11 protein-coding genes are annotated in these 15,105 nt (G+C 66.5%); 10 read left to right on the forward strand and 1 reads right to left on the reverse strand.

The window, feature by feature from the left end; genetic code table 11:
- Positions 1-282: 282 nt before the first annotated feature.
- The 6 genes from ACE039_RS28510 to ACE039_RS28535 all read left to right on the forward strand — a co-directional run bounded on the left by ACE039_RS28510 (position 283) and on the right by ACE039_RS28535 (position 4,822).
- The gene (locus tag ACE039_RS28510) at positions 283-966 is read left to right on the forward strand and encodes a hypothetical protein (protein WP_448711895.1); all 684 of its coding nucleotides are present in this window, start codon (positions 283-285) and stop codon (positions 964-966) included.
- 404 nt (positions 967-1,370) lie between these two features.
- Positions 1,371-2,333 (forward strand): Bug family tripartite tricarboxylate transporter substrate binding protein, encoded by a 963-nt coding sequence (locus tag ACE039_RS28515; RefSeq protein ID WP_485823995.1) that lies wholly within the window; start codon positions 1,371-1,373, stop codon positions 2,331-2,333.
- Positions 2,334-2,337: 4 nt separating this feature from the next.
- Complete coding sequence (locus tag ACE039_RS28520; RefSeq protein WP_485823996.1) at positions 2,338-2,979, forward strand: glutathione S-transferase family protein; 642 nt, start codon at positions 2,338-2,340, stop codon at positions 2,977-2,979.
- Between the two features lie 10 nt (positions 2,980-2,989).
- Entirely contained in the window at positions 2,990-3,772 is a 783-nt protein-coding gene (locus ACE039_RS28525) for an aldolase (RefSeq protein ID WP_416026612.1), read from the forward strand.
- Between the two features lie 85 nt (positions 3,773-3,857).
- On the forward strand, positions 3,858-4,412 hold the full coding sequence (locus ACE039_RS28530; protein ID WP_485823997.1) for a helix-turn-helix domain-containing protein: 555 nt from the start codon (positions 3,858-3,860) through the stop codon (positions 4,410-4,412).
- A gap of 44 nt (positions 4,413-4,456) precedes the next feature.
- Entirely contained in the window at positions 4,457-4,822 is a 366-nt protein-coding gene (locus ACE039_RS28535; RefSeq protein WP_105557935.1) for a cupin domain-containing protein, read from the forward strand.
- Between the two features lie 28 nt (positions 4,823-4,850).
- Here ACE039_RS28535 and ACE039_RS28540 read toward each other — a convergent pair whose 3' ends face one another.
- Positions 4,851-5,219: a hypothetical protein gene (locus tag ACE039_RS28540; RefSeq protein ID WP_448711890.1), complete on the reverse strand. Its 369-nt coding sequence runs from the start codon at positions 5,217-5,219 to the stop codon at positions 4,851-4,853.
- A 228-nt stretch (positions 5,220-5,447) separates the two neighbouring features.
- Between ACE039_RS28540 and ACE039_RS28545 the strand changes: the two genes are divergently transcribed.
- The 4 genes from ACE039_RS28545 to ACE039_RS28560 form a co-directional block, all read left to right on the forward strand.
- Positions 5,448-6,122, forward strand: coding sequence for an STN domain-containing protein (locus ACE039_RS28545; RefSeq protein ID WP_485823998.1), 675 nt, complete (start codon positions 5,448-5,450; stop codon positions 6,120-6,122).
- Positions 6,112-6,681, forward strand: coding sequence for an RNA polymerase sigma factor (locus tag ACE039_RS28550; protein WP_105557938.1), 570 nt, complete (start codon positions 6,112-6,114; stop codon positions 6,679-6,681). Before ACE039_RS28545 ends, ACE039_RS28550 begins: the two co-directional genes overlap by 11 nt.
- Positions 6,672-7,640, forward strand: a complete 969-nt coding sequence (locus ACE039_RS28555) for a FecR family protein (protein ID WP_485823999.1) — start codon at positions 6,672-6,674, stop codon at positions 7,638-7,640. The genes ACE039_RS28550 and ACE039_RS28555 overlap by 10 nt, the downstream gene beginning before the upstream one ends.
- Positions 7,641-7,751: 111 nt before the next feature.
- Positions 7,752-15,105, forward strand: a 7,354-nt coding sequence (locus ACE039_RS28560) for a two-partner secretion domain-containing protein (RefSeq protein ID WP_485824000.1), incomplete at its 3' end; no start/stop codon positions are given.

Genomic DNA, 15,105 nt, shown 5'->3' on the forward strand with positions numbered 1-15,105 from the left:
TATGGGGCGACGGGCCTGTGTGGGTACGGTCGGACCGGGTTCGAGGAGGAGGATTTGCAGCCGTCTGCTGACGACCCATGGGAGATGTTGACCGAATCGCCAAGCGTTCATTCAGGCCATCTATCGTCCTGTGCGACCCGATCATGATCTGACCGGGCAGTTCCTGAATCCGCACGACCGTGCGGCTGTAGTCAACAGGGCATTGGGTGGGCACGGCAACCATTGGAAATGGCGGAACCGCGAAGGATAATAGGTTCATGCAGAACTTTGCAGGAAACGGTTATGGGTGACAGAAATACTTCGCTGGTCAATACGGAGATTTCTCGCGCGGTTGCTCCGAAGGCCGCGCTTGAGCTCTATGAGCGACTTCTCGACAGCGGCGTCATCCTTCCCGAGCTTCGTGATGACCTGTCGCTGGGTGGGTTCGCCTTTCCGTTACGCGATGATTTTCGAGGGTTAGACGACCTTGAAGATTGGCGTTCTCCCGAGCAAGCGATGGATTCACACAGTCCCGGACATACATGTATCACTGCCATTGAAATCGGCGTGACGGGCTACCGGTGGCACATTGGCTTAACTGGTAGACCCGAACTGACGGTTCAACCTGGCAATAACGGTCTGTACATGAATTTCGATGGCGGCTTCAGTGTGAATTGCCCATTCTGCAGATCAGCTGTCAAGCTTGGCGCCGATGGAAGTGAAGGTTTGTATGAGGCCCTTAACGCATGGCATCAAAACCCAGAGTCTTCCTTGCTACGCTGCAGTTCATGTAACGCAACCGTGCCACTGTCTACATGGCAATCTGAAAATCAAGAATTTGCAGCAGGCCATCTCGCGATAACACTGTGGGGTGGGAACCTTCTGGGTCTTCTCTTTCGACCGTCTAGCGCATCGGCAAAGCGCTTGAGGGGTTTGTTTGCTGGGTCCAGCGGCATTGAACCGGCTTTGGTTTTTTGCCTTGTCTAAGCGCCAATCAGCTTAATTTTGCCAAGGTACATTTCACGAGTAAACGCTGATTGTTTGACGATCCGGGCACTATGGTAGAACGTCCCCTTCTGGCTGAGAGCGACCATTGGCCTCAAGGCCTCCGTGCCATCAGTACAAGGCACGGCGCTTCCTGCTTTGACAATTCCCAACTCACAGCCGAGTGCCTCGAGACGTCCATGTCTCTTCCACACCGCCCGCACGGGTATGTCCAAAATCCGCGGGCGAAGACTGTTGCGTTGATCTAATCGCGCTTGTTACGAAGTTCGCCTTTCTTCCACCCGCCCCCAGGGATTTCCCCAATCACATTCTCCTTGCGGAAAATCAATGCTCTATAGGACACTTTGTGTCATTAGAGCCGATACGGCGCAAACAAGGGGAATGGCATGAAGGTTTGGGGAAGATTGGCGGCGTTGACGCTGGCGGCAGGCATGGCGGGTAGCGCGTGTGCGGCGTTTCCGGAGCGGCCGATCCGGCTGGTGGTGCCGTTCGGGGCGGGCGGTATCACCGATATCGTGGCGCGGCAGGTGGGCAAGGGCATGGGCGACGCGCTCGGGCAGGGGATCGTGATTGAAAATCGGCCGGGCGCGGGCGGCGTGATCGCGGCGCAGATGGCGGCTACGGCGCCCGCCGACGGGTATACGATTTTCATGGGCACGGTCGGTACGCAGGTTGTGAACCCGCTGATCTACAACAAGTTGAGCTATGACGCGGACAAGTTCGCGCCGGTGGGCATGGTGTCGGGGTCGCCCTATGTGCTGGCGGTGCGGGCCGGTCTGCCAGCTGCCTCGTTCAGCGAATTCGTGGCGTATGCGAAGGCCAATCCGGCACGCTTGAATTTCGGGTCGGCCGGCAATGCCAGCTCGCCGCACCTGGGGCTGGAACTGCTGAAGCTGACGGCGGGCCTGGACATTGTCCATGTGCCGTTCAAAAGCGGCAGCGAAGCGGTCAATGCCGCTATCGGCGAGCAGGTGGACGTGGTGATGGACGCAAGCCCGGTCATCATGCCGCATGTGGCGTCGGGCAAGCTGCGCGCGCTGGTGGTGGGGGCGGATAAGCGCCTGCCCTCGGCGCCCGCGGTGCCCGCCAGCCCCGAAGTGGGCGATGCGCAGTTGCAGATCAGTTCGTGGAACGCATTTTTCGCGCCAGCCGGCACGCCGCCCGAGGTATTGGCTGCCTTGAGCGCGGCATTGCAAAAGACGCTGGCGTCGGCTGCATTGAAAGAGCGGCTGGCGGCTCAGGGCACGCAGCTGTACACCGGGACACCGGACGAATATCAGCGCTTCATCGCGGCAGAGAAGGCCAAGTGGGCCCAGATCGTGAAGCGCGCCAACATCAAAATGGACTGATCGCATGACGCAGACGACGCATCCGCTGGCGGGCAAGCCGCTGGTCCTGGCCGACACGCTTCGTTCGGGCAATGCCTGGAAGATCCGATTGGCCTGCGGTTTCATGGGTCTGGCGCTGACGCGGCGCACGTTCGACATCGTTCAGGGCGACCTCGAGACCGACGCGTTCGCGCGTATCAATCCGTGGCGGCAGGTGCCCGCCTTGTTGACGCCCGAAGGCGAATGGCTGGCCGAATCGCAGGCGATTCTGTGGTACCTGGGGCAGGGCACGCCGTGGCTGCCGCAGGACCGGTTGGCGCAGGCGCAGGTCAGCAGCTGGCTGAGTTTTGAACAGACGCAGCATATGCATGCGTTCGCGCAGCCGCGGCTGCTGATTCACCTGCGCCAGACGGCGGCCGTGGATGATCCGGCGATGGTGGCGTGGCGCGCGATCGGCATGAAGGCCGCGGCGTTGATGGATGCGCATCTGGCAGGCCGAACCTATCTTGTGGGCGGCGCGCCGACGATCGCCGACGTGGCGCTGTATCCCTATACCAGCATGGCGGAGCAGGGCGGTTACGACCTGTCCGCCTTTACCCATATCACTGCCTGGCTGGCGCGCGTGCGCGCCTTGCCAGGATTTACGCCGTTGCTTGAAACGGCATGACGGAGACATGATGACCGATACGATGCACCTGGGAAAAGAAGAACTGATCGCGCGGGCGAAAGCCGAAATGCAGCGCCAGTTCGACACGCCGCAATGGAGCCTGCGCGAACGTCTGGCGCTGACCTGCCGCATTCTGTTCGACGGGGGCCATGATTCCGGGTTGGCCGGCCAGATCACGGCGCGCGCGGCGGAGCCGGGCCGGTACTACACACAGCGGCTGGGCTTGGGGTTCGATGAGATCACCGCCAGCAACCTGCTGGTGGTGGATGAGGATTTGCGCGTGCAGGAAGGTGGCGGCATGCCCAATCCGGCCAACCGTTTTCATTCCTGGATCTACCGCGCGCGGCCGGATGTGAACTGCATCATCCACACGCATCCGTTGCATTCGGCGTCGCTGTCCATGCTGGAAGTGCCGTTGGAAATCTCGCACATGGACAATTGCCCGCTGTATGGCGACGTGGCTTTTCTGAAGGATTGGCCGGGCGTGCCGGTGGGCAACGAAGAAGGCGAGATTATTTCGGCGGCGCTGGGCGACAAGCGCGCCATTCTGTTGTCGCATCACGGCATGCTGATCGCCGCGGGGTCCGTGGAGGAGGCCTGCGTGCTGGCCTTGCAGTTTGAGCGGGCCGCGCGCATGCAGCTGCTGGCGATGGCTGCCGGCAAGATTCAACCCATCCCGCCGGCGCTGGGCCGCGAGGCGCATGATTGGATCCTGACGCCCAAGCGTTCCCAGGTGGGCTTTTCGTATTACGCTCGGCGCGCGCTGCGCACGCACGTCGACGTGCTGGGCTGAAGCGGCAGGGACGGGCCAGGCGGGCCGCTCGACGGCGGGGCCGGTTTCGGGCATGCTTACCGGTCGGATTTTTGACCCTTTGCCCATGATCGATCTGCCCCATCGCCTGCGTACCCTGCGTCGCCAGCAATCCTTGTCCCTGGAACAGCTGGCGCAACGCACGGGCCTGACCAAAAGCTACCTGTCCAAGCTGGAACGGGGCTTGAGCGAACCGTCTATCTCGACCGTGCTGCGGCTGGCCGAAGCTTACGGTGTCGGGGTGTCCCAATTGGTGGGGACGGATGACGCGGCCCAGGATGAAGTGGTCAGCGTGGTGCGCGTGGCGGACCGCGAGGCCCTGCAGCGTGGCGGGCTGGGCAGCGAATATCATTATGAATCGCTGGCCGGGCGCCGCAAGGTCAAGGCAATGGAACCCTTCGTGGTGCATCCGCCGCGCGACTTTCCCGACGCCACGGCGGTGTTTCCGCATCCGGGCGAAGAATTCCTGCTGGTGCTGAAGGGCGCGATCGAAGTCCACGTGGGCGAACGTCAGTTTCGCCTTGAAACCGGGGATTCGGTCTATTTCGACTCCGAACTGCCGCATCGCATGCGCACCGTCAGCCGCGCCATGGCCGAGGTGCTGGTGGTGGCTGCGCATTAAGCGCCGCCGGCCTGCGACCCCATAACGATATTGATAGGTGCCCCATGAAACATGACCAGTCGCGGCTTGTCCGCATCGATGCCGGCCCACTGAAAGATCCGGTGCCCGGCAAACCGCGCCGTCCGATTTCCGGCGATGCGGCGTTCCTGACCGTGACCGCGTTTGAAGGCAATGCGGGCAAGGCCGAGGCCGGTGTATGGGAAAGCACGGCGGGCGTCTTCCAGTCGAACACGACCGGCTACATCGAATTCGGCTACATCGTCGAAGGCTCGGCCCGCCTGGTGGACCCGGACGGCACCGTGCACGAACTGACGGTAGGCGAGGCTTTCGTCATGCCGGAGGGCTATACCGGCCGCTGGGAAGTGGATCAGTTCGTCAAGAAAATCTACTTCATCACGCGCATGGGCTGATGCCCGGACGCGACAGCGGCCTGCGGCCCTAGGGCTGCGGCCGCTGCGGATAGGCCGACGTGCCGAAGGTGTTGCCCATGCGGTTGCCGATGGTGGCTGGCGTGGGCAGGCCCATCTGGTTGGGCGGGCGCTGGGTGATTGCCTCTGATTCCAGTCCCGGCGCCGGGCGCTGCGAGGCGTCGGGCGCCATCTTCTGGTTCAGGCAGTCGTAGGACAACGCCCGATAGCCATTCACCTCTGTTTCGATGCACGCGCTGTTGGGCGCGGCGGGTTTTTGCGCGTGAGGCGCGGGCGCCGCGGGCGCCTGCGCTTCGGCGGCCGACAGCGGCGGCCCGGCCAGCGCGGCGGACAGCAACAGCAGGACAACGCGGCCAGTGGGCCGGGGCACCATGCGCATGCGCGCTCCTTATGCAATGCCGGCGAATCGCGGCCGGCGTGATCGGTAAAGTATAGGGAGGGCGCGCGCCGCGTAGGTGACCGTTGCGTGTCGAATGCCGGGGCGCGGCGCCGTAGGTGTCACGAATGCGTCATTCAGCCCCTCTAGCATGGCGGCTTTTGTTAGGGCGGGCGCCCAGGCGCCTGGTGCGGCGGCCATGTCAGGCAATTCCCCCTTGTGGTCACGTTCATGAGCGGCGCGTTCAAGGGCTGCGGCATGGCGCTGCGCGCCTGTCTGGCTTTGGGCCTGTTCACGCTGGCCGCGGCGCACGCGGAGCCGCCGACGCAGCCCGTCGCGTTTGCGATCAAGGCCCAGCCCTTGGCGCAGGCGCTGGTCGAGTACAGCCTGGCCAGCGGGCTGACCGTGTTGGTGGACAGCACGTTGACCGCCGGCCGGCAGGCACCGGCCGTGATTGGCAACTACACGCCAGGCGATGCGCTGCGCAAATTGCTGGCAGGGTCGCCGCTGGCGATCCGCTATGCCAGCGCGCAGTCGTTCACGCTGGTCTCTATCGAGCAAGAGGCCGCTGCCGCGCCGCGATCAGGCAAGCGATTGCGCGACACGCCCTATGCCGCCGTGGTGCAGGGGGCGTTAAAGCGCGCCCTGTGCAAGGCGGCGGGCACGCAGCCGGGCAGTTATCGGGCCTTGGTGCAATTGTGGTTCGACAAGGGCTGGCGGGTCAGCCGCGTCGGGTGGGTGGCGACGACCGGGGCGCCGGCGCTGGACGGCCGGCTGGAAGCCGCATTGCGTGGGGTGGTGATCGGCCCCTTGCCGGCGGGCATGCCGCAACCGCTGACCGTCCTGCTGACGCCCCGCAGCGCAGCCGAGTGCGCGGAATTGCCCGGAGCCGGCCGTGCGGGATAACAAACCGGAAACCTCGCTGCGCTCGCTGTTCCTGGAACGCTATAACGACTTCCGCAATCAGCTCAAGCGGCGGCTGGGGTCGGAAGACCTGGCGCATGACGCCATGCAGGAAGCCTTTTTGAAGGTCAATGATCTGCCTGCCAGCTCGTCGATTCAGCAGCCGGCGGCCTATCTGTTCCGCGTGGCATTGAACATCGCCGAAGACCAGCGGCGCAGGGATTCCCGTTTATTGACGGGGGTGGAGATCAGTGAACTGATCCACATCACCGACGAGGCCGCGGACCCCGCGCGCATCGCGCAGGGCCGCAGCCAGGTCGACGCCTTCCAGCGCGCGCTGCGAAAACTGCCCGAACGCACGCAGCAGATGCTGCTTGCCGCGCGCGTGCACGAGCTGCCCCACGCAGAGATTGCGCGGCGCTACGGTGTGTCGGAACGCATCGTGTCCAAAGAACTCAAACGCGCGCTGGAACATTGCGCGCGGGAACTGCGCGTGGCCAGTGCGGGGGCGGGGGAATTGCCCGGCCGCGCCGCGGGCAAAGATGAAGAACCATGGCACTGACGATGAGCCTGCCCGGAAACAACAAGGACCACGAGGTGGCGGCGCGCGAAGCGCGGACCTGGCTGCTGACGCTGACGTCCGGCCGCGCCACCGAGGCCGATGCCGAGGCATTCCGGGAATGGCTGCGCGCCGACCCGCGGCGCCAGGTGGCCTTTGCCGCCCAGAAGCAGCTATGGCGTGATGTGGGGCCTGCGGTGCAGGCCGTCGTGGCGGAGGGCGCCCGCAACCGGGCGCGAAAATCCCTCGTGACCGGCCGGCGGGCGTTCCTGGGCGGCGCCTTGGCGGCGTCCGCGGCCTATCTGGCATTCAAGCCGCCCTTGGGGTTGTGGCCGGGGCTGGACGTGCTGGGGGCGGACTACCGCACGGCGGCGGGCGAGCAGCGGCGGGTGGCGTTGGACAACGCGGTGGACGTCCAGATGAATACGCAGACACGCATCAATGTCAGTCGCGACGGCGGCGGCGCCGTCATTGAGCTGGCCGACGGCGAGGCCGAGATCCGCAGCGGGGCGGCGGCCGCCGTGGTGGTCGCGGGGAAAGGCCGGATCACGGCGAAGGACGCGCTGTTCAACGTCCGGTACATCGACGGCGAGACGCGGCTGTGCTGCCTGTCGGGCGTGGTGCGGCTGGCGCATGAGCAAGGCGTATTCGACATCGTGGCCAACCGCGAACTGCGCTACGACGACCGGCGGGTGATGCCGCCGGTTCAGGTCGATCCGGCCATCGTGACCGCGTGGCGGCAGGGTTGGCTGGTGTTCGACCAGCAGCCGCTGGCGCAAGTGGTGGACGAGTTGAACCGCTACCGCCGCGGCCGCCTGGTGCTGATGAACGACCAATTGGGCAAGCGGCTGGTGCAGGCGCGCTTTTCGCTGGCACAGGTGGCCGACGCGGAACGCCTGATTCGCGACGCCTACGGCGCCCGCGTGACGCGTCTGCCGGCGGGTGTCGTCGTGCTGTCTTAGGTGGGTTCGCTGCCGGTGGCTTCGTGAATTATTTGTGACAGGGTTCTGGTCGGCATTTTTCAATCCGTCTGTCTTGTTCTAGGTGACGAACACGCGCGATTGGAACAAGGGATGGCGATCATGCAGGCACGGATGTCGGAATTGGGCGATAAGAAGAAAACGGCGCGCGCGCTTGGGCGCGGACGCCCGAACTGGCGTCCGACGCCGCTGTCGCAGGCGGTGACGGCGCTATTGATCGCGGGCAGCGCCAGCGGCGCGGCGCAGGCGCAAACGCGCGCGTTCAGCCCGGGTTGGTTTTCCGACAAGAACGCCGTGCAGTCCACCGCGCAACGCACGGGCCGCATGCCCGACGGCAGCGTGGCGGGCATCGGCGCCAGCGCGCGCCAGCAGCAGCAATCCCGCCAGCAATTACAGCGTTCATTGGACAACCTGAACCGCACGGCTGCCGCCGTCGCGGCCCAGCAGGCCGCCCAGGCAGCGGCGCGGGCGGCGGCGGCTGCCAATGGCGGCGATGTGCCCGATGGCCTGGTTGAAGGCGGCTTGTGGGCCGCCCAGGGCGGCCTGGCGAAATGGGAGGGCGCGAAAGCCGCCAAGCCCAGCGTCGAAAATGGCCGCCAGGTCGTCACCATCGAGCAAACGCAGTCGCGCGCCATCCTGAACTGGGACACGTTTAACGTCGGCCGCAACACCACCGTGCAATTCAAGCAGGGCGCGGATGACGCGGTGCTGAACCGCGTGGTGGGCGCATCGGCCAAGCCCAGCCAGATCCAGGGCGCCATCAAGGCGGACGGCACGGTGATGGTCGTGAACCAGAACGGCGTGATCTTCACCGGCACCAGCCAGGTGAATGCGCGCAATCTGGTGGCGGCGGCATCGACGATTTCGGACGCGCAGTTTCGCGACAAGGGGCTGTACGCCGACAACGGCGCGCAACCGACATTCCAGGACGCGCTGGGCCGCGTCGAGGTGCAGGCGGGCGCACAGATCCGGACGGCGGCGCCGACCACCTCCACGACGGGCGGCGGCTATGTTCTGCTGCTGGGCAAGGAAGCCGTCAACGCAGGAACGATCGATACGCCGGCAGGCCAGGCGTTGCTGGCGGCCGGCGACAGCTTTGTGATCAAGCGCGGCCAGGGCACCTCGGGCAACCTCGTGTCCACCACAAAGGGCAACGAAGTGACACCGGCAGGCACGCCGGGCCGCGTCGTGAACACCGGATTGATCCAGGCGGCGACGGGCGATGTGACGCTGACGGGCGGCGACGTGATGCAGGGCGGCGTCGTGTTGTCCAGCACGTCGGTGGATACGCGCGGAACGGTGCACCTGACGGCGGCGGGCGAGGGCGGCAAGGTGACCTTGGCGGACAACAGCACCACGGCGATCCTGCTGGACCGCAGCGGCGCGTTGGCGCTGGATAGTCAGCGCGACGGCCTGCGCGTGCCGTTGACCCCCCAGACGGATGCGGCCGTGGTGGCCGCCGGCGGCGACCGCCGCGAGCTGTCGCGGGTGGAAATCGGCAGTTCGGGCACGGTGGACGTCGCATCGGGGTCCATCACGCTGGCCACCGGTGGGCAGATCGCCATTCATGCCGCGCAGCGCAGCCTGGTGCGCGATGGCGCGATCCTGGATGTGGCGGGCGCCGTGGGCGTGCCTGTCGCGATGGAGAACAACAACATCAAGATCAACGTCCAGGGCAATGAGCAGCGCGATGCGCCGATCAACCGGGACGGCGGCACGCTCAATAGCAACGATGTGTGGGTCGATCTGCGCGACCTGGTCTTCGTGCCGGCAGGCACGAACGGCTACGCGACCGACCGCTGGTACACGGCCGGCGGCCTGTTGGAAGTCAGCGGCTACCTGGGCACGCAGGGCCACGCCGTCAATGAATGGATGGCGCAGGGCGGTAACGTGGAATTCACCGGCGGCGACGTCGTGACGCGCGCCGGTTCGCAGATCAACGTGTCGGGCGGCACGCTGGACGTGCAAGACGGCATGATCCGTCAGACGTGGCTGCGCGGCGTGGACGGCAGACTGTACGACGTGTCGCGCGCCCCGGGGGACCTGGCCTATACGGGGTTGTACAAAGGGTACGAGGCCCACAGCGAGCGTTGGGGCCAGACGCGCTATTTCTATAACCCGCTGATCGCGCCGCGCGAGCGCTTCGAGACGGGCTACACGGTTGGCCGGGACGCGGGCAGGCTGGTCATCGGAACCAAGAGCGCGGTGCTGGAAGGCGAGTTGGTCGGTCTGACGTATCAGGGCCAGCGCCAGAGCGCCGCGCCGCAGGCCGGCCTGGACGGTTATCAGCAATCGCAGCGGGCGGCGGCGCGAGGCGCGCAACTGGTCGTGGGCACGTATTCGCCTTACTACACGCTGCGCACCGGCGCGTTGCAGTACGCGCTGGGCCGGTCGGACGACACGGTTCAGCACGTGCTCTTGTCCGATCAGGCCGCCGCCATCGCCGCAGGGCTGGACCTGGACACCGCGCTACCGGAAGACCGCGCAGGCGTCCTGCATCTGGACACGGCGAAGCTGAACGGCTTTGGACTGGGCGCCATCAAGATCGCCGCCCAGGACATCACGGTGCAGTCCGATCTGGCCGTGGCGCCGGGCGGCGACATCACGCTGTTCGCGAACCAGGTGTCGGTGGACGCCACGCTGACCGCTCGCGCTGGCAGCATCCGTTTGGGTAATGTGCTGAACCAGGCGTCGCCCTCGGGGGCGGTGGATTCGGCCGTCGGCGGCACGGACAAGGCGGCACTCGCGTTGAGCGCGCGCGCCCGGCTGGACGCTTCGGGCCTGTGGACGAACCTGGCCATGTCGCCGGAACGGACGGCCGGCATGCCGTACCTGAACGGCGGCACGGTGGCGTTGCGCGGCGACGGCGATATCCGCCTGGATACCGGCAGCGTGATCGACGTGAGTTCGGGCGCGGCGCTGCGCGCGAAGAACGCATTGACGGGAGGCAAAGGCGGCAACACGACGATTGAAGTCGTCGGCGGCGCTACCGATGCAGGCGGTCAATTGACCCTGAACGCGACGTTGCGTGGGTATGGCGTGGAAGGCGGAGGAACGCTCGCGGTGGCGGCGGGCAACGTCGTCCTGGGAGGCACGGAGCCCGTGGCGCAAGAGGGGGCATTGGCGCTTGCATCGCCCTTTTTCCAGCAAGGGTTTTCGCGCTACGAAGTGACGGGCCGTTCCGGTTTGACCGTAGCCGACGATGCCCGCATCGATGTGCTGATGCCGGTGTATCGCCCCGTGTCCGGCGCGGCGGGTCAGCAGACGGGCACGGATCCGTCGGCCGTCCTGGAAGCGTGGTTGCCGCCGATCTACCAGCATGACCCCGTGGCCGGGACCGTGTCGCGGCGGCGCGGCGCCAGCCTGTCGCTGCAAAGCGGCCGTAATCTGGCTGCGGCCGGTGTGGACACCGACGCGGCACTGATCGTGGGCCGCGGCGCCGAGGTGAAGGTGGACCCCGGCCAGACCATCCAGATGCGCGGCGCGGGACAGATCACCGTGTTGGGCGCGTTGACGGCGGCAGGCGGAAAGATCGATATCCGCCAGTTGCGCCTGGGTGAACTGGATGTGGCGGAGTCCTTCGAGATTGCCGACGGCCAGATGCACAACCGGTCGATCTGGATTGGCGAGCAAGCCGTGCTTGACGTTGCAGGCCGCGCGGAGACCGGCGTGGATACGCAGGGCCGGCGCTATGGCGTGGCCGACGCCGGCGGTGTGATCGTGATCGGCGGCGAGATCAATCACGACCGCGCAACGGCAACGTCGGCGGATGCGTATGTGATTGTCCGGCCCGGGGCGGTGTTGGACGCGTCCGGCGCGGGCGCGGTGGTGGACGTGACGGGCGTGGGCGCGGTGCAATTGAACCGGGACGGCGGGCGCATATCGCTCAGCTCGTACAACGGTCTGTATCTGGATGGCACGTTCATCGCCCGTGCGGGCGGGGCGAATGCGTCCGGCGGCACCTTGGATATTGCGCTGGAAACGCCGCTATACCGCACATGGGGCGACGGCGCCGCAGGCATGGAGGTGCAGGTGCCGCGCGAAATGGTGCTGGCGGCGGGCCCCGGCGGCAATGCGCTGGGCGCAGAGCTGAAACCGGGAGAGGCCGCCGATGGGCTGCGCTATGGCCAGGCCCGGCTGGACGCCACGCGCTTGCTCGCCGGCGGCGGCTTCGACCATTTGGCGCTGCTATCCAACGGTTTGATGTCTTTCGACGGCGACGTGGACGTCTCGGTGGCGCAGAGCCTGCGGCTATACGCGGGCGCCTTTTCGCTGGCACCGGGGGCGGATGCCCAAACCCAGGTGAATCTGGCGGCGTCGTATGTGCGCTTGTCCGGGCTGGGCAAGTACGCCGCCACCAATGGCGTGATACGGCCGCAGGTGTTGTTCGGCGACGCGCAGGATGTGGGCGCCGGCGCATTCACGGTGCGCGCAGGGAACTTGCTTGAAGTCGGCAATAGCTTGTCATTCGGCACGCAGGGCAACATCAACCGTAGCGTGGGCGGCCTGCTGCCGGTGTTGCGTTCGGGCTTTGACCAGGTAACGCTGGATAGCGGTGGCGACCTGCGCTTTCTGGCCAACAACGACCACGAACCGCGCACCCGCCTTTGGACACGCGGCGATCTGGACCTGATCGCCGCCCAGATCTACCCCGAGACAGGCGCCGAGGCAGAGGTGCTGGCCGGCTTTATGCGCCTGCCAACCGGTGTGCAGTTCTTCGATCCGGACCGCGCATTGCGGATCGGCCGCCACGCCGGCGCGTCGGACGCATTGCCGGTGACGCCCTATTCGGCCTTCGGCACGCTGCGCCTGTCAGCGGCCACGGTGGAGCAAGGCGGCGTGGTGCGCGCGCCGTTGGGCGCGATCGTGTTGGGGGATCTTGGCGCACTGATGGGCACGCAGCGGCTGACGCTGTTGCCGGGCAGCGTCACGTCGGTCAGCGGTGCGGGTCTGCTGATGCCGTATGGAGGTACGACCGATGGCGTCTCGTACAAGTTCAAAGGCGCGGACGTGTCGCTCGTGGGCGTGGGCGGCGCGACAGGCCTGGGGGACGGTGCCACCCTGCGTACCGGCATCACGATGGCCTTCCGCGATGTGGATGCGCAGCCGGGGTCCGTCCTTGACTTGTCCGGCGGCGGCGAATTGACAGGCGCCGGCTTCGTATCCGGCCGTGGCGGCTCCACCGACGCGCGCTATTCTCCGCTGGTCCGCATGAATCCCAAGGGCGGCTTCTCGTTGCCGGGGCTGGCCAGCAACCCCGTCTACGCGATCGTGCCCGGCATGCAACCCGGCTATGCGCCGGCGGGCGGCGAAGCCGGCGCATCAACACCCGGCGTCGGTCGGCAGATCACGGTGGGCGCGGGCGTGCCTGGCCTGCCGGCCGGCACCTACACGTTGATGCCGTCCACCTATGCCTTGTTGCCCGGCGCATTTCGCGTCGAGATCAATGGTGGGGCGGCCGCAGGCGCGGCTATCGCGCCAATGCAGATGCGCAACCGCTCGTGGGCGGCCAGCGGCACGCTGTCGACGGCGGGGACCCGCGTGGCAGACAGTCTGGCCAGCTCGGTGATCCTGACGCCAGCCGATGTGTCGCGTACCCTGTCGCAGTACAACGAAACCAGCTACGCCAGTTTCGTGGCGGCGGACGCCGTGACGCGTGGCGTGCCGCGCGCCATGCTGCCGGCCGATGCCCGTACCTTGCGGCTGGCGATCCACTCGGGTTCCTCGGATGGCCAGGCGCTGAATTTCGAGGGGTTGGCGAATTTCAAGGCGGCGCAGGGCGGCTTCGGCGGCGCGGTGGCATTGAAGGGCGGAAGCGGCACGATAGAAATCCTGGGAGCGGGCCAGGCGCCCACCGCCGGTTTCGCGGGCACGTCGGTGCAGGCGGACGCGTTGACGGCGCTGGGCGCCAGCCGGCTGGTGATCGGCGCGCTGCCGGTGGTGCAGTACGGGCAGGGTGGGCGTTTCTACACGTTCCAGGCGCCCGCCAATGAGGTCGTGCTGCGGGCCGGCGCGCAGCTGACGGGGCCGGAAGTGCTGGTCTCGTCGCGGACGATCGAACTTGAGGCCGGCGCGGGCATTTCGACGTTGGGCCGTGGCGCCCCGTCGGTGGACTCCACCAGCGGCTACGCCTTCCAGCCGGGTACCGCCAGCTTGCTTGCCGTGTCGAATGGCCGGCTTGACGTGCTGGCGCCAGACGCGCTGGCGTCGGGCGCGATCCGCATCGGCACGTGCGCGGCGCAGCCTTGCCAAGGCGTGACGCGTTTGTATTCCGAGGGCACGATTGCCGCCGCCACCAATGGCACGTTCGACCTGGGCGAGCAGGTGCGCTACGGGACCCGCAACCTGTCGCTGGCCGTTGGCGCCGTGAACGCGGGTACGGCTGGCGCCCTGGAACAGGCGGCGGCCAGCGGCATACTGCCCAACGGGCTGACGCTGAACCAGGACATTCTGGGCCGGTTGTTGCGTGGCGATACCAGCATGGGCGCGCCCGCGCTGGAGGTGCTGACGCTGACCGCGCGCGACGCCATGAACTTCTACGGCGCCGTTGCGCTGGACACGCGCGATCCGGTCACGGGCAAGTACAGCCTGGCCACGTTGGCCTTGGGAACGCCCGCCATCTACGGCTATGGCGAGGCCGGTGATGAGGCCAGCATCCGCACGCAGAACCTGATCTGGAACGGGGCGACACAGGCGCCGGGCGCGGTGGTCGCGGGCGGCGCCGGCACGGGCCGGGGCGTCTTGCGCATCGATGCCGAACGGATCGAATTCGGCTATGCCCAGGGCGCGCAGCCCAGCGGCGTGGACGACAACGCCAGGCTGGCGCTGGGCTTTTCCACGGTCAGCCTGAACGCCAGTGAGCGCATTACGTCGAACCATCGAGGCAGCCTGGCGGTGTATCAATCGCAAGGGGCATTCGACAGCGTGACGGGCCGTTATGCCTACCACGGCGGCAACCTGAATCTGAATACGCCTTTGCTGACCGGCGGGGCAGGCGCCATCAACCGCGTGACGGCGGGCGGCGATGTGCGCGTGGCGGCGGTGCCAGGCGCGCAAGCCGTGACAGTGCGGGACCTTGGCGCGGAACTCCTTCTGGCCGGGGCGAACGTGCAGATCGATGGCAGGATCGTGCTCCCTAGCGGCAAGCTCACGGTGCAAGGCAGCGAAAGCGTGTTGCTGACCGGCGCGTCGCAAGTCGATGTATCGGGCCGCGCCATCGCTTTCAACGACGTCCAGCGCTACAGCTGGGGCGGCGATGTGATTCTGGAAAGTAGCCACGGCAGCATCCGGCAGGAAGGCGGCGCGCTGATCGACGTATCCGCGCAGCAGAACGATGCGGGCAGCCTGAGGGCGACCGCGCTGTCGGCCGCCGCTGGCGTGGTGGACCTGCGCGGCCGCATCCTGGGGGCAAGCACGGGCCACTACGACGCCGGCGGCACGGCCGTGG

The organism is Achromobacter maghribensis, assembly GCF_057334215.1.